Raw genomic sequence first — 18,377 nt, forward strand, 5'->3', positions numbered from 1 at the left:
GCTTACGGCGCTACTACGAACGTTTGTCGTCTCCCATCCCGAACCCGGTATCCTCTGTGGTCTCGGTGGTGAATCCCGATCCCGATTCTGATTCCTATTCCCCCCGAACCAACCTTCATGCTCTTCATGTCCTTCATGGTAAATCCCATTCTCTCCCCCCTTCTGTGTCCCCTTGTGCCTCTTTGTGGCCTTGTTGTGGCCCGGTTCACCCGCCCGCCGGTATCCACGGAATCTGGTAGACGTGGTGCTCCAGTTCCGCAAAGTGGCCCGTGGACGTGATAATCCCGGCAAACGCCACCCGGTCGCCATAGGTCTCGCGGAATCTGAGCAGCCCCCTGTGCTCATCACCTCGCAAAAGCGCATTCCATTTGCATTCGAAGGCAAAGAGTTTGCCTCCGCATTCGAGGACGAGATCCACCTCCTGTTGCTGGCTGCGCCAGTGATAAAAGCGGACATTTGAAAGCGTCGACGAAACCAACGCCCGCATCTCGAGGAAGACGGCGGACTCGAACAGGAACCCGAGCATGGGGTGGGTCAAGAGGGACTCCCGCGAAACGACCTGAAGAAGGTGACAGATCAACCCCGTATCAAAGAGGGTTCCCTTCGCTCTCTTCGCGATACGCTTGATCTGATTCCCCGAATAGGCCGGCAGTTTATGCCAGACCCCTCCGGTCTCCAGTGACTGAAGCCACCGCTGCGCAGAGGGGGGCGACATCCCAATGTCACGACCGAGACGGCTCTTGTTGATTTCCCGCATGGTCAGGGGGGCGAGCAAACGCATGAAGTCGATCATGCGGGAGGCATCCTCCAGTTGGACGGCCAGAGAAAGATCACGTTCGATGTAGGTCCGCAAGTAACTCTCGAAGAAGGGACCGACAAACTTTTCCTTTTTCCCCAGAAGGCCTGGAAGCCCCCCGAGCCTGATCATGGCCTCGGGCCGCCTCAGGTCTTCGGTTTCGCTGAAATCGGCGCGGGTCAGGCTCCCCTCTTCAAGCAGCATGGGGAGCCAGTGCTTTGCGCTGCCCCGGCCTGAGCGCTCCCATACGGTCATCGGGAACAGCTCCATTAGAAGCACGCGCCCCGCCAGACTCTCCTGAAGATTCCGGATCAGATGAAAGGGCTGCGAGCCGGAAAGAATGAATTGTCCCGTCCGGTTGTGTTCATCGATGCGACGCTTGATCTCGGGCAGAAGCTGCGGCGCGTACTGTACCTCGTCAATAATAAGCGGCTGATCATAGTTGCGCAGGAAGGTAACCGGATCGCGCCTCGCCTGCGTGCGCAATGTGGTATCATCAAGCGTCACGTAATCGTAAGATGCCTGAAAAAGATGCTTCAGCAGCGTGGATTTACCCGCCTGACGGACGCCCGAAAGGGCCACAGCCGGAAACTGCGAGGTCGCCTCCAGCAAAGAGGATTCCGTATGACGAGCTAAATACATGGAGCAATATTAATGCGTCGCGTTAAATTTGCAATACTTTTGTGGTGCTGATTCCGAACCGTGGGGGAGAGAATGGGACTAACCATGAAGGACAAGAAGAGCATGAAGGGGTGAACATAATTCGTACTCGTACGCGTACGTTGTGACGCGAGCGGATTTCTAATCCAGCCGCTACGATTTCAGTAGTTCCACAAAAATCTACAAAGAACCATATTTGAAAAGACCGTGTCAGAAGTACGACGGATCGATTAAGCGTATCCGAGTAAAGGTGGCGGTTAAGTGGGCGACGAAGGGTCCGCTGAAGTGTGGACTGCGCCCTTCCACGAACCCTTAACCGCATTCTTCACCGCAACACTTACCCGGATACACGTAATCGAACCGCTTCCTCCTGACTTCCGAATCGGGACCCCCGAATCCGCAACACCCTCCTTGCCGCTCAAGGACTTACGACAACTTTTCTGACCTCCTCGGAAGTCAGCAGATTGGATTTCCCGCTCACTCTCTTCTGTGTCCCCTTGTGCCTCTTTGTGGCTTTATTCCGTCACCCCCAACACGTTCGCGACCGTGAGCGCGCCCTGCGCGGGATCGTGGCGATGCACCCGGAATCCCTCTTTCGCGGCCGCAATCGTATTCCGCACGTCATCGTCGATGAACAGGCTTACTCCGGGATCGATGGCGGCCCGTCGGGCCACGTGGCGGAAGATCGCCGGATCGGGCTTGGTCATTCCCAGTTCATACGAGAGGAAGATGTGTTCGAAGAACCCGCTCATCGGGACGCCGCCGGACACAGCCCGGAATGTACGCTCGCATTCGCGGTAGTGGATGGCATTCGTATTGCTGAGCAGGAAGAGCCGGAATCCGCGCTCCTTCAACTCGTCGAGCATGGCGATGTGCCCCGGCGGGACCGCGCCGATGATCTCGTTCCAGGCCGTGTCGATCTGCCGGTCGCCGAGGTCCCGCCCCGCCGCCTCCCGTACACGATCGCGAAACTGCGCCTCATCGATGACCCCGCGCTCGAACTCGCCCGCCAGGCCCACCATGCCGTGAAGTCCCAGCGCGGTCAGGCGCCGGAGCCCGCGCATCCGGTGGATATCGATCAGCACGCCTCCGAGATCGAAGAGGATGTTTCTGATGGGGTTCATGGTCCGGCATTATGGATGACGCGAAGGCCTGAAGAAAGAAAAGGAAGCGCGGCCGGCACCGGGCCGCGGGGCATGCGTTTCCGGGGTGTTCGCATGTCTCTCAGGTTCCGTTCGGAATCAAATATCCCTCGAATTTGCCCCGGCATCGCGGTACACCACGTCTTCATGAAGCCGGAAGACGCATCAGGCCCCTGGTGGCGGAGGGGTTCTATTCAGGCGCGGATCCTTTTTGCCGCGACGCTCCTGCTGTTTCTGCTGACCTTCCCCGAGAACCACACGGAGGCGGAGGACGCGTACGACTACGCGTGGAACGTGGAACGGGGCGGGGAGGCCCTGTTTCACTCGTTTCACCTCCTCTATCTCCCCCTCATGCGCGCGCTCCGGGGATTCATCCGGCCTTTCTCCACAGAACTGCATGCGTATCCGGTCATGGCGGCGGTGAGCCTGCTGAGCGGCGCGGCGGCGGTTGCGGCGCTGTTTCTGGTCGTACGCCGCCTGCGGGACACGGGCGTGGCGCTGTTCGCCGCGGCGGGGCTGACGTTCTCGTACGGATTCTGGCGGTATGCCTGCGAGGCGGAGGTGTATGTCCCGGCCTCGCTCGCCGCGCTGGCGGCGTTCGGCTGCGCCGTTCGTGATGAACGCGGGGCGCGCCTCCAGGCGGCCGCCGTCGGCTTCTCGATCCTGGCGGTCTCGCTTCACGTGCTGCAGGGCTGGGCGGTACTCGTCTGCCTCCCCGTATACCACCTGCTCCGGCGCCGACCACGCCGCGCGCTCATCCATCTGCTCGGGTCGGCTGCGGGCATCGCCGCCGTATACGGAACCACGGCCGCGACCGGCCGACTCTTCTTCACGGCCGGAAGCTGGCAGCCCGAAGGCGGCCTCCGGGTGGCGTCGCTGCTCAAGGGGATCGTCGGCGCGGGCCAGAGCCTGGTCGCGGGCAATTTCGTCTTCGCCTTCCCCGGGGCGGCTTCGGCCATCGAACGGATGTTTCCCTACCGCGCGCTGAGCGAGGAGATCTTCATGGGCCGCGCAGGACCGGCGGGGCTGCGGTTCGCCGCCGCGGGTACGCTGGTCGCGCTCGCGGTCGCGGCAACACTCGCCCTGCTCACCGAGGTGCGCTCCAAACGGGGCGGGGCGGGCGCCCCGTGGTCCGCGCCCCGCCGTGCCGCCGCGGGCGCGGTCATCCTGTGGCTCACCGGCGCCTCCGGCGCGGTCTGCGTCTTCGAACCGGGCAACCCCGAACTCTGGACGGCCGTCCTGCCGCCGCTGTGGATGACCGCCGGGCTGGTGCTTCCCGCCGCCACGCCGCGCCGCCGGGGGACGAGAACGGCCCTGATCGCTCTGCTCGCCCTGCACAACTGGACCGGCGGGATGGCATGGATCGCCGGCGGCGAAGGGGACTACCACGCACGCAAGGCGGAGTGGGTCGTGGAAAACACGGATTCGCAGGATAAGGTCCTCACGGCCGACAATCCCGTGTTCTTCTTCTACCTGCGCTACCACGCGCCGGCCCGCGTCGTCTCGCTGCAACGCCTCGCGGAGGACGCCTTCGATCCCGCTCCCCCGCCCGGAGGGTATACGTATGTTTACGGGGATGTGTTCGCTCCTCCTGAATCGATGGGAATCCGCTTCCCCGGTCGCAGCACAAAGCTGAAGCGTTTTGCGGAGAGGCTCCGCCCTGCGGTCGAACCGGTCGCCTCGCACCCCTTCGGAAAGATCTACCGGGTTCGGGAATCCCTCGAATTTTCCGCCCCGGGACGCTACACAGGGATGTGATGAAATTCTCGATCGTCACCCCGAGCATGAACATGCTGGAAGACCTGCGCCGATGCCGAGTGTCGGTGGCGGATCAGGAAGGCGTGGAACTCGAGCACCTCGTGCAGGACGGCGGATCGACCGACGGCACTGCCGAATGGCTCAAGTCTCAGCACGGACTGCTCGGTGTGTCCGAACCGGACGGCGGGATGTACGAGGCGCTGAACCGGGGGTTCAGCCGCGCGACGGGGGAGATCTTCGCGTGGCTCAACTGCGACGAGCAGTATCTTCCCGGAGCGCTGCGGGGCGTGCACGACTTCTTTGAACGACATCCCGGCATCGACCTTGTCGCGGGCGATTACCTCGTTGTGGAGGATGGCGGCGAATTGCTCGCATGGCGGAAGACGCTGCCTCCGCGTCGTCTCTACCTCCGCACGGGACATCTTTACACGCTCTCGTGCGCGCTGTTCTTCCGGCGGCGGGTCTTTGAGGCGGTGAAGTTTGATCCCCGGATGCGCTGCACGGCGGACCACAAATTCATGCTCCGGGCGCTTGAGCACGGGTTTCGGGCGCGCCACCTCCCGGGCTACCGCGCCGCGTTTTTCCTGCGGGAACACAATCTGTCGCTGAGCCCGAGGGCATGGGATGAGCTGGCCGCACTGCAGCGCGATAATCCGCGGCCGCTTCGCCTGTGCGCGGGACCGATCCGCGCGCTGAAATGGACCGAAAAGTTCGTGCGCGGCGGCTATCGGCAGCGCTTCCCCCTGACCTATTCCATCTATCTCGACGATGAGGACGAACGCCGACGCATTACGGCGCGCACGGGAACGTGGCGCTGGCCTGAACGGGGACGTGAGGGGGTGTCGACATGAAGGGCGACAACCTGCGCGTAGCGATCGATCTGGCCCCGATGCGTCCGGGTAAAGGCGGGACGGGGAGCGGGATCTGGACGTATGCGTGCGAGCTGCTGCAGGCGCTGGACACGCTTCCGGACGCCGGGGACATGGAGATCCTCTGTCTTGTGCGACCGGAGCAGCGCCCGCTGCTTCCCGACCCCGGCCGCACCGACATCCTTGAAGTCCCCGAATTCCCGCCCGGCATCCTGCCGCGGCTCGACTGGGTGCACCGCCGGCTCCCGCGCATCTGCCGCAATGAGCGGATCGACGTGCTGCACAAGCTCGCGACGGAAGTGCCCTGGCGGTCTCCGGCGGCGGGCGTCACGACGGTGCACGATTTCTTCTACCGTTTCCTGTTCCGTGAAATGCCGCCTCCGCTGACGCACCTCCGGGAACGGCTGAACAGGGCGTACTTCGATCTCATGGAGCGGCGGTGTTTCGCGACCGGCGCGCGGATCATCACGGTTTCCGAAGCGGTGGCTGAAGAAGCCCGGACCCTCTTCCCGAAGGCCGCCGACCGCATCCGGACCGTGCCGCACGGCGCGCCGGCCCCCGATCCCCTGCCCCGTCCGCGGGAAGGCGCTCCCTTCACGTTCATCTGCGTCGCCAAGTTCATGCCCTACAAGGGGCAGGACAAGGTTCTCCGCGCGTTTGAACACCTGCATCAGAGCATCACCGGGCCGGACAAACCGCGCCTGCTGTTCCGGGGATTCGAAAACGACCGCGATTACTACGATCAGTTGCGCCGGCGTATCGAATCGAGTCGCGCGCGGGAGGATATCGAGATCCTCGGATACCAGGCCGATGCCGGGATACGTGAGATCTACGCGGAATCCGATGCCGCGCTCCTGTTTTCCGCCTGTGAGGGGTTCGGTCTGCCCGTACTGGAGGCCCAGTCGCTGGGGCTTCCGATGATCTGCAGCGGCCTCCCGGTGCTGCGGGAGGTAGGGGGAGCGGCGGCGGTCTACGTGGATCACAACGATCCCGCCGTTGCGGCGGCGGAGATGGAGCGGCTGATGACGGATCCTGCGCACTACCGCCGGATCAGGGAAACGGGTCTCGAAAACGTGAAGCGGTTTTCGTGGGCGCAGGCCGCGGAGCGCACCCGCGCGATCTATCGCCAGGCTGCAGCGTCTTGACGACACAGGGGCCACAAAAAGGCACAAGCGGACCACAGAAGAAGGGGGGGGGGATCGGTGTGGCGATAATTCTTGAGCGCCTTTCGCGCGGTCGTCCGCGCAGCGCACCAGCCCCGAAACACCATACTGGAAGCGAAAAACACGCCGACGGCGAACGCCGGCAGCAGAAACAGCCGCGCGAAAGGTCATGCACCCATTAAGCACCCAGGCATCTATTCACTGCGTCATAAACGGACCTGGCATAAGCTCTGAACTCTTCCGCCTTGTGCGTTGAAGGCTTGCCCTCGGGCAGAAGCCCCAAGTCACCGGGATAACGTGCGTCTATATAAAGCTGATCCAGCAAAGCGGGCACAACAGATTCTTCATCTACATCCATCAATTTATTATCTAATATAAGGCCCGTTAACTGTTCAATGCTGTGTGTCTTTTTGAAAGATATAGCCCGCTCTTCCATCAACGCCTTGTACGATTTCTCCACACATTGCTGAGCGTGGAAAGCAAGCATATGGGTTAGGTCCGCCCGCCCCTCCAGTTGCTGCATGACCTTGAGATCATCCAGAGCGGCATCGAGCCAGGCCTGCGTGGTCTTTTTCATAAAGAACCCTGCCCTCTCTAAGTATATCCCCGCAGAAAACGCTATTCATAGATAAAAACCTTTTATGCATAGGTCGCGTGTGAACAATTATATCTACAGGATATTTACGCCGAATATCTTTTATTCTGTTGGCTACCCTTAAATAGACCTCGCTCTTCTGATCATAGTTGCGCGGGATAAAATCATCCGTCGTCACTACCAGAATATCAATATCACTGTCTTCACCTGAGGCACCTCGAGCCCGACTTCCGAACAAAACGACCTTTTCAACCCCGGCGGAAACAAGCCGGGAGGTGATCTCCTGAACAACCCTGTCAGACACACGATCCATAAACGTCATGGTATGGCGCCGATGTCGGAATTCAAGACGGAACTAAACCCCTGAACCCGTCTTTGCCGATTAAATCTTACTTCCCACAACCCACTTTCCACATCCCATACACACGGAAGCTGAACCACGAAGCCGCAGCGTCTTGACGTTATAGCGTCATAGCGTTAACTTTGCCATTGGAGGTGAACAATGACTGCATCCGCCAGGCGAGCGACCATTTATCTGGACAGCGATCTGCACAAGGCCCTGCGGCTGAAATCCGCCGAGACCTCTTGTTCGGTCTCGAAACTCGTGAACGACGCCGTGCGCGAGGAACTCGCGGAAGACGCCACGGATCTTGCGGCCTTTGATGAGCGAAAGAACGAACCCGCCATCCGTTTCGAAGATTTCGTCAGGGATCTGAAGCGTCATGGCAGAATATGACATCTTTGTCCGCAAGTCCGTCGCGAAAGATCTGAAGCGCATCCCTGCCGCGGATGCAACGCGGATCGTCGAAGCCATCCGCGCCCTGGGCGGGAATCCGCGTCCCCCGCAGGCCCGGAAGCTTTCGGGCGATGAAAAATACCGCCTGCGCTGCGGGGCCTATCGGATCCTTTACGAGATCGACGACGGAAAGCTCGTGGTCTGCGTGGTAAAAGCCGGCCACCGGAAAGACATCTATCGGTAACCTCCGGAGGGGACGGGAGAAGGTTTGTTAATCCCACTCTTTCCCCTCGATTTCCATCTCCTGAGATCAACATTGGGATACCCGGGCGAATATCGTACTCGTACGCGTACTCGGAGCGCCGAAGGCGCGATCCCAAAAGATAAATGAGAAGAGCACAGGCAAAGAAATGGTGCGTTCCCTCTTACGTTCGTAGTAGGCCCGCAGGCCTGCGAAGCAGGGCCAGGGCCGTTACCTTCACGCGCCTGGCCTGCCGGGGGCAGGCTTGCGGCGCTACTACGAACGTTTGTACGAGTACGAATTATGTTCACCCCTTCATGCTCTTCATGGCCTTCATGGCCTTCATGGTTGATCCCATATTTTTCCCCCCGGTTTTTTTCATCCCGCATCACGGGCACACGGCGCGATCGGGCTCAAGTCCGGAGAGAAAATCACTGCAGGGCAGGCAGAGGATATCGTCGATGCGCAGGCGCTCGCTGCCCCGATAGAGCAACATCGTGTCGCACCCCGGGTAATCTTCACGAAAGCTCTTCAAGCCCCGGAGGTCCCTGCGATCTACACGTCGGCTGTTCTTCACCTCGATCGCACCGGACGTGGATTCGCCGTAGATCAAGTTAGCAACTAATTATGGCATCGGAATTGCCATATTCAGACCGAATATGGCATCGCACCTGCCTTTTTTCCTTCTCTCCCTCTTCTGTGTCCCCCTTGTGCCCTTTTGTGGCTATTGCTCTTTCTCTCCCTTCTTCTGTGTTCCCCTTGTGGCTCTGTTCTCCCTCCCCTCTTCTGCTCTTCATGCCCTTCATGGTTAATCCCAATCTTTCCCCACGGTTTTCCATTTGCGGCGCGCTCGGAGATCGCGCCCTGCCCACCGCTCCGAGTACGAATCGCATTCTCTATCTCTGTGGTGAATGCCGATTTCGACCCCGAAGCGTTTTTTCGGAATCGACTCCTATGGCGTAACTTTATAGGTTGTTTCCGAAGGATAGAGCGAAAATGCGTCCGAAACCGTTTAACGACATGAACACGCGTGGAGCTTCGTATGGGCGTTCCGTTTCTTGATCTCCGGGCCATGACAGACGAGGTAATGCCGGAGGCGATGCGTCGGATCGAAGCGGTGTGCGCCTCGTCTGATTTTATCCTCGGCGAAGAACTGGAACGGTTCGAGACCGCCTTCGCCGACTACTGCGGCGCGCGACACGCGGTCGGAGTCGCCTCCGGGCTGGACGCGCTGAAACTCATTCTGCGGGCGTACGAGATCGGACCCGGCGATGAAGTGCTCGTCCCGGCTCACACCTTCGTCGCCACGGCGCTGGCGGTATCTGCGGTGGGTGCGCGTCCTGTACTCGTTGACATCGAACCGGACTTCTTCACGATCAATCCCGAGGCCCTGGCATCGGCGGTAACCTCGCGTACGCGGGCGGTGATCCCCGTGCATCTCTACGGTCAAACGGCGGACATGGACCCGGTCGTCGCGTTCGCACGCCATCATGGGCTGAAGGTGATCGAAGACGCGGCGCAGGCGCACGGCGCATCCTATGGCGGGAGGCGGGCGGGAGGTCTCGGCGACGCGGCGGCGTTCAGTTTCTACCCGGGCAAGAACCTCGGGGCCTTCGGCGACGGCGGGATGGTAACGACCGACGACGCCGCGTTGGCCGAGCGGGTGAAGACGCTGCGAAATTACGGATCGAGCCGTAAGTACTACCATGAGGAATTGGGTGAAAACAGCCGGCTCGACACCCTTCAGGCGGCGGTGCTGAACGTGAAGCTCGCGCGACTGGACGCCTGGAATGAGGGGCGGCGGAACGCGGCGCGGGGGTATGCCGAAGAACTGGCCGGTGCGGAGGGCCTCATCCTGCCGCGTGAACAAAAACCGGCAGGGCATGTCTACCATCTGTATGTGCTGCGCAGTGAAAGACGGGATTTACTGATGCGCAGGCTCGGCGAGTGCCGAATAGGCTGCCTCATTCACTACCCCGTACCCGTCCACCTGCAGAAGGCGTTCGCGTTCCTGGGGCATGAGAGAGGCGCCTTCCCGGAGGCGGAGCGGGCCGCGGACGAGGTGCTCTCGCTGCCGATGTTCCCGACGATGACCCGTGAACAGGTGAGCGAAGTGGCCGCTGCGGTGCGCGGAAAATCCTCCGGCGAAACCACGGAGGGCGCATGAACGCGTGTCGCGGAGAGGATCGGTCACAGGCGGACGGGGCGCCCTCAGGGGCACGGCTCGCAACAAACGCCCTCTCCCTGATGTTCTCCGACGGGCTGGTGCTTCTGATCGGTCTCCTGCTCGGCAATCTCATCCTGTTCTGCATGCAGGGGGTGCCGATCTCGGTACGCTATTCCCTTATGATCATTCCCACCTGGTGGGCGGCGGCGATCCTTATCGGCCTCGTACCCGGCTGGGGGCTGGGTCCGGTCGAAGAGCTGCGGAGGATTGAACTGCTGCTGCTGGCGGTATTCGCGCTCGCCGGTGTCGCCTATTTCTTCAGCCGCGAACACGTGCTGCCCAGCCGCGTGGTCTACATCGCCTCCTACCTCTCCAGCGCCGCGCTGATACCTCTTCTTCGCTGCGGCATGCGTAAGCTGCTGACGATTCCGGGGTGGTGGGGCACGGCGACTGCCGTGTACGGGAATGCCGATACGGTGCCGCGCATCATCGACGCGCTGCAGCGGGAACCGGAACTCGGATACCGGCCGACGGCGATTTTTTCCGACGATCTGGCCTGGGGTTCGCGTTTGAAGGGAATCCCGGTGCTCGGCGGCACGGACGAATCGACCGCGACCGCCGGGACGGCGATCGCCTCGCTGGCCCATTTCCCCGAACGGCGGCTGACGGCGTTCGTCGACGAGACGCTGAGCCGCTACCGGCGGGTCATCCTGCTGCCGGCGATCCACGAGAACGCCTTTTCCTGGGTGGTCCCGCGCAATTTCGGCGGCCTGATCGGGCTGGAAGTCACCAGCAACCTGCTCCGATCCAGTTCCCGCGCCATCAAGCTGGGATTCGAATACGGGTTCGTACTGATTACGCTGCCGCTGTGGCTTCCGCTGACGGTGCTGACGGCGCTGCTCGTGCTGGCGGTGGACCGTCACAAACCGTTCTATCTGCAACTGCGCCGCGGGCGGTTCAACCGCCCGTTCCGCGCGATCAAGCTGCAGACGATGGTGTCCGACGCCGAGGCGCGGCTCGAACAGGCCCTGCAGGAGAATCCGGCCCTGCGCGAGGAATGGAACGAACACTTCAAGCTGCGCGAAGACCCGCGCATCACGCCGCTGGGCCGTTATCTCCGGCGCTGGTCGCTGGACGAGCTTCCGCAGTTTTTGAACGTGCTGGCCGGGCAGATGGCCCTGGTCGGCCCCCGTCCGCTCCCCGAGTACCATCACGCCTCGCTCTCGGAAGAGGTGCTGGCCCCGCGTTACCGGGTGCGGCCCGGAATCACGGGGCTGTGGCAGGTCTCCGGGCGCAGTGAGGCCGCCCTGGAGGAAATGGAGAAACTCGACACTTTTTATGTGCGCAACTGGTCGGTCTGGCTGGATCTCGTGGTTCTCGCGCGCACCGTATCCGCGGTGATGATGAAACGCGGCGCGTACTGACCCCCCCTTGAATGCTTATGAAGCCTACACAACAGAGCCGGCCGCCGCGTTTTGATGTCCTGGGCGTGGGCGTGGACGCGATCGATATGAGCGATGCGCTGAGAGTCTTTGAGGAGGCGATCGAGCGCGGCGGGGGGCATGATTATGCCTGTGCGCTGGGGGTGGCGGGGATTATGGAGGCGCGGCGCAACCCGGAGATGAGGCGAATTCTGAACGCCTCGATCCTGAATACGCCGGACGGGATGCCGCTGGTATGGCTGGGGAAGCTTCACGGCTACCGGAACATCCGGCGGGTCTACGGGCCGGACCTCTTGAATGAGGTCTGTGCGTATTCCGCGGGACGCGGATGGCGGCACTTCTTCTACGGCGCGGCGCCGGGCGTGGCCGATCAGCTCGCCGACGAGATGCGCCGGAGATATCCCGGCATCGAGATCGCCGGGACGTATTGTCCTCCGTTCCGCGAACTGACGGAAGAGGAAGAAGAGGGGCTTTTCGCGCGGGTGCGCGAGGCCGGAACGGATATCTTCTGGGTGGGGATCAGCACTCCGCGCCAGCTCTACTTCATGGGGAAGTACCGGGGCCGCATCCCGGCGAGAATCATCTGCCCGGTCGGGTACGCGTTCGATGTCCATGCCGGGGTCAAAAAAGACGCGCCGGAGTGGATCAAACACAGCGGATTCCAGTGGCTGCACCGCGCACTGACCGATCCGCGGCTGTGGTCGCGCTATCTGCGCGACAACCCGCGTTTCGCGGTCGAGGCCTTGCTGCAGTTGTGCCGGCTGAAGAAATTTCCCAAAGATTGACGCAAGGCGCGAAAGGTAGGGACGGCTCTCCGCAGCCGTCCGGATTGCGGCGGTTTCGGAGAAACCGCCCTACCAAGACGCACAGGGCGGAGGAAGAAGGCAGACCTCAGGGCCCGACCCTTAATCAAACATTGCACAGCGAGCTAATATACTTTAAAAAATCCGCCCTTATGGTCACCGGTCTGTTTTCGGGGGCAAGGGGAAAACCGCGTAGATGAGAAAACTGCTCAAACGTTACGGCCGGAGTGCGAGTTATCTGCTGCTCATAGATTATCTCCTGATCGTCGGCACCTTTGGGGTCGCCCTGCGGTTCCGGCATTACGCCTTCGGCATGAACATCATCGATCTCGCTCACGGCGAGATCGTCCCCGAGGCGGCGTTTGTCTTCTTCTACGCCTTCTTCGGGCTGGGCCTCTTCAGTGCGTTCAACCTTTACAAGCGCAAGACGTGGATCTCGCTGCGATGGCATCAGCTCGGGATCATCGAAAGCACCGTGGTGTTTATCCTCATCTACGTGCTCTTCAAATCCATATTTAAGAGCGCAATCTTTCTGGAGTCCCGTCTGGTAACCTTCAACTGGGGTGTGCTGCTGCTGCTGGCGCTCAGTGCGCACCGGCTGATCCTGTTTCCGCTCATTTTGCGCTACGCCTCGAAAGCCGGGCTGCAGCGGCGGGTCGTGGTCATCGGCGACGGCCCGCTCGCAAAGGATTTCGTCCGGAAATGGAACGCGGGGCGGTATTCGACCATTGAGGTCCTCGGCCAGCTTACGGGACGCGGGGAAGAGGAGCGGGCGTTAAAGGACATCCCCCGCCTGGGCGATGTGGCTGATTTGCGCGAACTGATCGATCTGCACAAGATCGAGGGGGCAGTAATCGCGGAACCCGGCCTTACGCATCAGCAGCTCATGGATCTGATCGAGGAATGCGTGGGGCTGTTCGGCTGGGTGGATGTCCACTCGGCGAAATCGGCGGTCTGGCATGAGAAACTGAATGCCGACCTGCTCTTCGACATCCCGTTCGTGCGCTTACGCAGCATCCCGGACAATCCGCTTTACTTCGGGTACAAGCGTATGTTTGACGTGGTCGCCTCGTCGCTCGGCCTGCTGATCCTTTCCCCGGTCATGATCGGCACGGCCATCGCGATCAAGGTGACCTCCCCCGGCCCGGTCTTCTATGTGCGCGAGCGCGTCGGCAGTGGCGGCAGGCCCTTCAAGTTCTACAAGTTCCGCTCCATGGCCGTGGGAGCGGATAAGGACGAACAGCGGGCGAATGATATCGCCCGGTATATCGCGAACGGCGAAGGTCAGCAGAGCAAGGTGGTCAATACGGCCTATGTGACCCCGGTGGGACGCTTCATCCGCAAGTGGGCGATCGACGAACTCCCCCAGCTTTTCAACGTAATCAGGGGCGACATGTCCCTTGTCGGTCCGCGCCCCGTCCCGCCGGATGAATTCAATTTAAATGAGGAGTGGCACAAACGTCGCTTCGACATCAAACCGGGGTGCACGGGATTGTGGAAGCTCTACGCCAGCCGCGAGCGCGATACCTCATTCAACCAGACCTGCCTGTACGACCTCTACTACTCGAGGAACATGAACCCGCTGATGGATCTCTACATCATCTTCGGAACCGTTTTCGTGATTCTCACGGGGCAGGCGGACGGCTGACTCCCCGAAGCCGGCGGGGCTGAATCCTTCGGTGGCGTACTCTTCAGCTGGAGACCCGGCACAAACGGCCGTTTTCGATCCGATATCGCATCCCGCTCTGCGGATTCACGATCTGCCCGTCTTCCTCCGTTAACCGCGTGCCGTCGTAGTCCACGTATCCCGCGGGAGATGCCGGATTCCCGGTAACCAGGCGATGGGGTTCGATATCTTTTGTGACGACACTCCCGGCGCCGATCATGCAGTAACTGCCGAGGACGATGCCGGGGAGGATCGTAGCGTTGGCGCCGATACTAACCCCTTCCTCCACACGGGTCCTTACAAGCCAGTCCGCTTCATCGCGGCGGGATCCTTCCTGCGAAGGCATCCTCTGACTCCGCGGAAACAGATCGTTGGTAAATACCACCCCCGGCCCGATAAAGACGGAATCGGCCACCTCCACACCCTTCCAGACCATGACCCCGTTCTTGATCGTAACGCCATCGCCGATCTTCGCTCCCGATTCGATGAATGCGTGGTCGCCGATATTGCAACGGGGCCCTATGGTCGCGCCTTCCATGACGTGGGCAAACGCCCAGATGCAGCTTCCCTCTCCGATGTGTTCCGATTCACATAAGGCATGAGGATGGACATATACGTCACGCATGGCCGGCTCCCTTCGACGAGGATCCCCTGAGGTGATCCCACGCACGGGCCTGACGATCGAATTCGTCGCGTTCACGTATATAATCCGCCTCATCGTACTCCATGTTCGCGACAATCAGAAACTGGGAATCGGGCGCGAACTCTGTCAGCGTGCGCCAGATGTGCGGGAAGAGCAGCAGGGCATGGATAGATTCCCCGTCATTCGCGACGACGCGCGAGGCCCTTTCCTCGGCAGATCCCGAATCCGTGGAGCGATCCCCGACCAGCCGGACCTTATCTTCCGCGCCTTTCCCGTCATCGAGGATCACGGTACAGCCGCCGCGAAGGCAGACCAGGATTTCCTCGGTCTCAAAATGAGCATGGCCGCCCCGGTGGTCGCTTGCATCCATGCCCGAGGTCCAGAGCACCTTGCCGATCCGGAACGGGAGCGCGTTATCCGGCCCCGCCCCCGGCTGGAACTGAACCAGCGATGCGCCGCCGCGACTGCGACGACGCGGGAACGTGAGGACGCGGTAGAGCGGCCGCGTCACTAGCATTCCCCCTTGGCCTTGAGGTACTTCTTATACAGCTTCACATACTCGGGCATATATTCGCGCAGGGTGGTGGTCGGCTCCCAACCCAGCGCGCGGATCTTGCTGCAGTCCACCGAATAGCGCCGGTCCTGGCCGACGCGGTTTTCGACATAGACCAGCGAATCCTTGTCGTGGCCCATCTCATCGAGAACGATCTGTACGGCTTCCAGTACGGAGTGTTCTTCGTTCGAGGAAATGTTGTAGACCTCACCCAGCTCGCCCTTCTCCATGAGCAGCAGGATCGCCCTCGCGTGATCGCCCGCGTAGAGCCATTCGCGCCGGTAACTGCCGTCGCCGTGGATCGTCATCGGTTTCCCGCTGAGCAGGAACTCGATCGTCTTCGCCAGGAGTTTCTCGGGGTACTGCCCGAACCCGTAGTTGTTGCAGGTGCGGCAGACCATGATCGGCAGCCCGTAGGTATTGCGCCAGCCGAGGATAAGCTGTTCCGCGGCGGCCTTCGTCGCGGAGTAGGGATTGGACGGATTCAGCGGGTCGACTTCGGAGAAGCATCCGTCAAAAATGGTGCCGTAGACCTCATCGGTCGAGACGTGGATCAACTTCGGTCGGTCGGTCTCGTCCTTGGACCGGACCAGCTCGAGCAGATTGTAGACCCCGCGTACATTGCTGTGAAAAAAGTCTTCGTTCGCCATGATCGAGTTGTCGACATGCGATTCCGCAGCGAAATTGATGATGTAGTCAATGTTCACCGGCAGGTGCTTGATTTCGCTGATGTCGTCCTCGATGAACTCGTAATGATCGCGCGAGTCGAAGTCGAGATCATCACGCGCCGCATAGGTCCGCTTATCGAGATTGATCACGTAATAGCCGGCCTGCAGCGCCGCCTCTACAAAATACGAGCCGATAAAACCGAGCCCGCCGGTGACCAGAATCTTTTTTCTCATCACTTTTCCTTCGGTTGATTATGCATCATTTCTGCTGAAAAACCGCTCACACGCGGCTATGGAAGCTCAGGCCGCTGATCGGAAGCAACCACGAACCGCACGAAATACCCAAAAACAAACGATCCTTCTTCCCGCCTTCTTTTCCTTCTGCGGTGGTTCTGCCGGGCAGCAGAAAGCCTGTCCGCCGAAAGCGCAAAGTGCTGAAGGCGGACCGATCACGCCCTATCTCCGGCGGCGCGCTCGGATATCACGCCCTACCGGCTCGCGAAACCGGCGCATCCGCTTCAACTCTCCCTCACCTGTTCCCCGACCCACCGGTACGTCTTTTCCATGCCCTTTCGCAAGGGCTGCACCGGGCGCCAGCCGAGTTTCTGTTCGATGCGCGTGTTTTCCGAATTGCGGCCGCGGACACCGAGCGGACCGGGGACGTGTTTGAGTCTGATCGACTTGCCGGCAATCTCCGCCGCCATGAGCGCGAGGTCGTTGATCGAGATCATTTCATCCGAGCCGATATTGAGCGGCCCCATGACATCCGATTCCATGAGCCTGCGTACCCCTTCTATGCATTCATCGATATAGAGGAACGAACGGGTCTGTTCACCGTCGCCCCAGATTTCGACTTCGCCACCCTCTTCTGCTTCAGCGACCTTGCGGCACATCGCGGCGGGGGCCTTTTCGCGCCCGCCCGTCCACGTTCCCTCGGGTCCGAAGATGTTGTGAAAGCGGGCGATGTGGATCTCCAGGCCGAAATTGCGGTGATAGGCCGCATACATGCGCTCGGAGAACAGCTTTTCCCAGCCGTACTCGGAGTCCGGCCTCGCGGGATAGACATCCGACTCCTTCAATCCGGGGTTGGACGTCTCCATCTGGATATCCTCCGGATACACGCATGCGGAAGAGGAGTAAAAGATCTTCCCGACCTTCTTACGGACGGCCTCGTGGACCACGTTCAGATTGCAAAGTGCGGAGTTGTGCATGATTGTGGCGTCGTTCTCGCCCGAGAAGACGAAGCCTGCGCCGCCCATATCCGCCGCAAACTGGTAGATCTCGTCCATCCCCTCGTCGATAACCCGCGCCACGACCTCCGGATCGCGCAGATCGCCCTGCACGAAATCGTCGGCGGGCAGGTCGCAGAACTCATGCTGTTTGATGTCCACGCCGCGGACCCAATAACCCTCATCCTTGAGGCGCTTCACCATATGGCCGCCGATAAACCCGCCGGCGCCGCAGACTAAAGCTGTTTTCATTTCGACTCTCCCGTACTCATATGCATTTCAAATAGTACTTCCAGTTTTCCGTTCAAATCCGCGAAGGACAAGAAAAAGGGGCCTACCGTATCATTTGAGGGTCGCGCTCAGGGTATCGATCCAGCCCTTTTCCCGGGAAGACAGCTGATCATATTTTGACGCGGTGGGTCGAATCTCGCTAAGCCTGCCCGTAAATACGGGACCCGGCCGCATCCCCAGTTCGCTGAAAAGCCGTCCGGATTCACCGGGAGGATCGGCCAGCAGATCTTCATAGATGACCTTGACCGCCTCCGGGTGCAGAGCCGCGAATTCGTTGCAGCGATCCATCATGGTCCGATACCTCTTCGCGAACCGTATCACCGGGCTGCGCTTTCTGCTGCACAGAAGGTAGTACGAACTCAATACGGCGCGGGTGTCGCGGCGTCGGATCAGAACGACGCGCGTCTCATTAATATGGTGCTTGATGAACGGAAGCGACCAGACATGAGCGGGTGTTTTCTCCACCACGCGCTCGTCGCCCGTACATTCGAGCGCGGAAGCGAACACCGCGCGCGCAAACGCTCCGGGGGATTCGGCCAGCGCTTCGCGCCAGGCCGCAACCCAGGTGCTGATGCGTTTCGCGTCGCCTTCCCGCAACCTCACGCCTGCGGCGTCAGGCAGGGGATTTTTCGGCATGAGATCGTACTCATCCGGAACCCGGCAGAAGCGCATCACGTTTCGCGCCAGCTCCTCCAGCCGATCCCGACGGCGCACGCGGTCGCGCAGGTGCCTCGCCCGCCCCGTCGCCCACGAAGCCGGGCCGGTCAGCAAACCGGCAGCGGCCGCTTCGCGGAAGCTGCGCGCCCACGGCGCCGAAGCAAAGTAGATATGGGAGAAGATCCCGGTCTCGCCGAGATAGCGCGTATCCTGCGCGAGACCGAGAATCTGGCCGAGGAGCGAGGTCCCCGAGCGCGGGGGACCGATCACAAAAACAGGTGCCTTCATGGAAAGGGGG

18 protein-coding genes are annotated in these 18,377 nt (G+C 60.9%); 9 read left to right on the forward strand and 9 right to left on the reverse strand.

Annotated elements, in window-relative coordinates; all coding sequences use genetic code 11:
• Window positions 1–205: 205 nt before the first annotated feature.
• Window positions 206–1,408, reverse strand: a complete 1,203-nt coding sequence (locus L21SP4_RS11120; protein WP_052882715.1) for an ATP-binding protein — start codon at window positions 1,406–1,408, stop codon at window positions 206–208.
• A 563-nt stretch (window positions 1,409–1,971) separates the two neighbouring features.
• Complete coding sequence (locus tag L21SP4_RS11125) at window positions 1,972–2,580, reverse strand: HAD family hydrolase (RefSeq protein WP_052882716.1); 609 nt, start codon at window positions 2,578–2,580, stop codon at window positions 1,972–1,974.
• A 165-nt stretch (window positions 2,581–2,745) separates the two neighbouring features.
• On the opposite strand from L21SP4_RS11125, the gene L21SP4_RS11130 reads away from it, so the two are divergent.
• The 3 genes from L21SP4_RS11130 to L21SP4_RS11140 are packed head-to-tail and all read left to right on the forward strand — an operon-like array spanning window position 2,746 to window position 6,370.
• On the forward strand, window positions 2,746–4,356 hold the full coding sequence (locus tag L21SP4_RS11130) for a DUF2723 domain-containing protein (protein ID WP_052882717.1): 1,611 nt from the start codon (window positions 2,746–2,748) through the stop codon (window positions 4,354–4,356).
• Window positions 4,356–5,207, forward strand: a complete 852-nt coding sequence (locus tag L21SP4_RS11135; RefSeq protein WP_052882718.1) for a glycosyltransferase family 2 protein — start codon at window positions 4,356–4,358, stop codon at window positions 5,205–5,207. The genes L21SP4_RS11130 and L21SP4_RS11135 overlap by 1 nt, the downstream gene beginning before the upstream one ends.
• Window positions 5,204–6,370 (forward strand): glycosyltransferase family 4 protein, encoded by a 1,167-nt coding sequence (locus L21SP4_RS11140; protein ID WP_052882719.1) that lies wholly within the window; start codon window positions 5,204–5,206, stop codon window positions 6,368–6,370. Before L21SP4_RS11135 ends, L21SP4_RS11140 begins: the two co-directional genes overlap by 4 nt.
• Window positions 6,371–6,566: 196 nt before the next feature.
• On the opposite strand, the gene L21SP4_RS11145 is transcribed toward L21SP4_RS11140, so the two are convergent.
• Both L21SP4_RS11145 and L21SP4_RS12595 read right to left on the reverse strand, forming a co-directional pair.
• Window positions 6,567–6,965: a HEPN domain-containing protein gene (locus L21SP4_RS11145; protein ID WP_052882720.1), complete on the reverse strand. Its 399-nt coding sequence runs from the start codon at window positions 6,963–6,965 to the stop codon at window positions 6,567–6,569.
• Complete coding sequence (locus tag L21SP4_RS12595) at window positions 6,922–7,305, reverse strand: nucleotidyltransferase domain-containing protein (protein WP_082116721.1); 384 nt, start codon at window positions 7,303–7,305, stop codon at window positions 6,922–6,924. Before L21SP4_RS12595 ends, L21SP4_RS11145 begins: the two co-directional genes overlap by 44 nt.
• Before the next feature lie 180 nt (window positions 7,306–7,485).
• Here L21SP4_RS12595 and L21SP4_RS11150 point away from each other — a divergent pair, with 180 nt between their 5' ends.
• From L21SP4_RS11150 to L21SP4_RS11175, 6 genes are all read left to right on the forward strand, one after another.
• The gene (locus L21SP4_RS11150; RefSeq protein ID WP_052882721.1) at window positions 7,486–7,719 is read left to right on the forward strand and encodes a hypothetical protein; all 234 of its coding nucleotides are present in this window, start codon (window positions 7,486–7,488) and stop codon (window positions 7,717–7,719) included.
• Window positions 7,706–7,963 (forward strand): type II toxin-antitoxin system RelE family toxin, encoded by a 258-nt coding sequence (locus L21SP4_RS11155; RefSeq protein WP_052882722.1) that lies wholly within the window; start codon window positions 7,706–7,708, stop codon window positions 7,961–7,963. The genes L21SP4_RS11150 and L21SP4_RS11155 overlap by 14 nt, the downstream gene beginning before the upstream one ends.
• A 1,069-nt stretch (window positions 7,964–9,032) precedes the next feature.
• The gene (locus tag L21SP4_RS11160) at window positions 9,033–10,127 is read left to right on the forward strand and encodes a DegT/DnrJ/EryC1/StrS family aminotransferase (RefSeq protein WP_201774635.1); all 1,095 of its coding nucleotides are present in this window, start codon (window positions 9,033–9,035) and stop codon (window positions 10,125–10,127) included.
• Window positions 10,124–11,551, forward strand: a complete 1,428-nt coding sequence (locus tag L21SP4_RS11165) for an exopolysaccharide biosynthesis polyprenyl glycosylphosphotransferase (RefSeq protein ID WP_082116722.1) — start codon at window positions 10,124–10,126, stop codon at window positions 11,549–11,551. Before L21SP4_RS11160 ends, L21SP4_RS11165 begins: the two co-directional genes overlap by 4 nt.
• Window positions 11,552–11,568: 17 nt before the next feature.
• A complete protein-coding gene (locus L21SP4_RS11170) occupies window positions 11,569–12,354 on the forward strand; it encodes a WecB/TagA/CpsF family glycosyltransferase (protein ID WP_052882725.1) in 786 nt (261 codons plus the stop codon).
• A gap of 214 nt (window positions 12,355–12,568) precedes the next feature.
• Window positions 12,569–14,020: an exopolysaccharide biosynthesis polyprenyl glycosylphosphotransferase gene (locus L21SP4_RS11175; RefSeq protein ID WP_052882726.1), complete on the forward strand. Its 1,452-nt coding sequence runs from the start codon at window positions 12,569–12,571 to the stop codon at window positions 14,018–14,020.
• Between the two features lie 43 nt (window positions 14,021–14,063).
• Here the strand turns inward: L21SP4_RS11175 and L21SP4_RS11180 are convergent, their stop codons facing one another.
• The 5 genes from L21SP4_RS11180 to L21SP4_RS11200 form a co-directional block, all read right to left on the reverse strand.
• The gene (locus L21SP4_RS11180) at window positions 14,064–14,663 is read right to left on the reverse strand and encodes an acyltransferase (RefSeq protein ID WP_052882727.1); all 600 of its coding nucleotides are present in this window, start codon (window positions 14,661–14,663) and stop codon (window positions 14,064–14,066) included.
• Window positions 14,656–15,198, reverse strand: coding sequence for a sugar 3,4-ketoisomerase (locus L21SP4_RS11185; protein ID WP_082116723.1), 543 nt, complete (start codon window positions 15,196–15,198; stop codon window positions 14,656–14,658). The genes L21SP4_RS11180 and L21SP4_RS11185 overlap by 8 nt, the downstream gene beginning before the upstream one ends.
• Entirely contained in the window at window positions 15,192–16,136 is a 945-nt protein-coding gene (locus tag L21SP4_RS11190) for a dTDP-glucose 4,6-dehydratase (RefSeq protein ID WP_052882729.1), read from the reverse strand. Before L21SP4_RS11190 ends, L21SP4_RS11185 begins: the two co-directional genes overlap by 7 nt.
• Window positions 16,137–16,420: 284 nt before the next feature.
• Window positions 16,421–17,383 carry an NAD-dependent epimerase/dehydratase family protein gene (locus L21SP4_RS11195; RefSeq protein WP_052882730.1) on the reverse strand — a complete coding sequence of 321 codons (963 nt, stop codon included), beginning with the start codon at window positions 17,381–17,383 and terminating at the stop codon, window positions 16,421–16,423.
• A 90-nt stretch (window positions 17,384–17,473) separates the two neighbouring features.
• Window positions 17,474–18,367 carry a sulfotransferase family protein gene (locus tag L21SP4_RS11200; protein WP_052882731.1) on the reverse strand — a complete coding sequence of 298 codons (894 nt, stop codon included), beginning with the start codon at window positions 18,365–18,367 and terminating at the stop codon, window positions 17,474–17,476.
• Between the last annotated feature and the right edge of the window lie 10 nt (window positions 18,368–18,377).

This window comes from Kiritimatiella glycovorans, assembly GCF_001017655.1.
Taxonomy (GTDB): domain Bacteria; phylum Verrucomicrobiota; class Kiritimatiellia; order Kiritimatiellales; family Kiritimatiellaceae; genus Kiritimatiella; species Kiritimatiella glycovorans.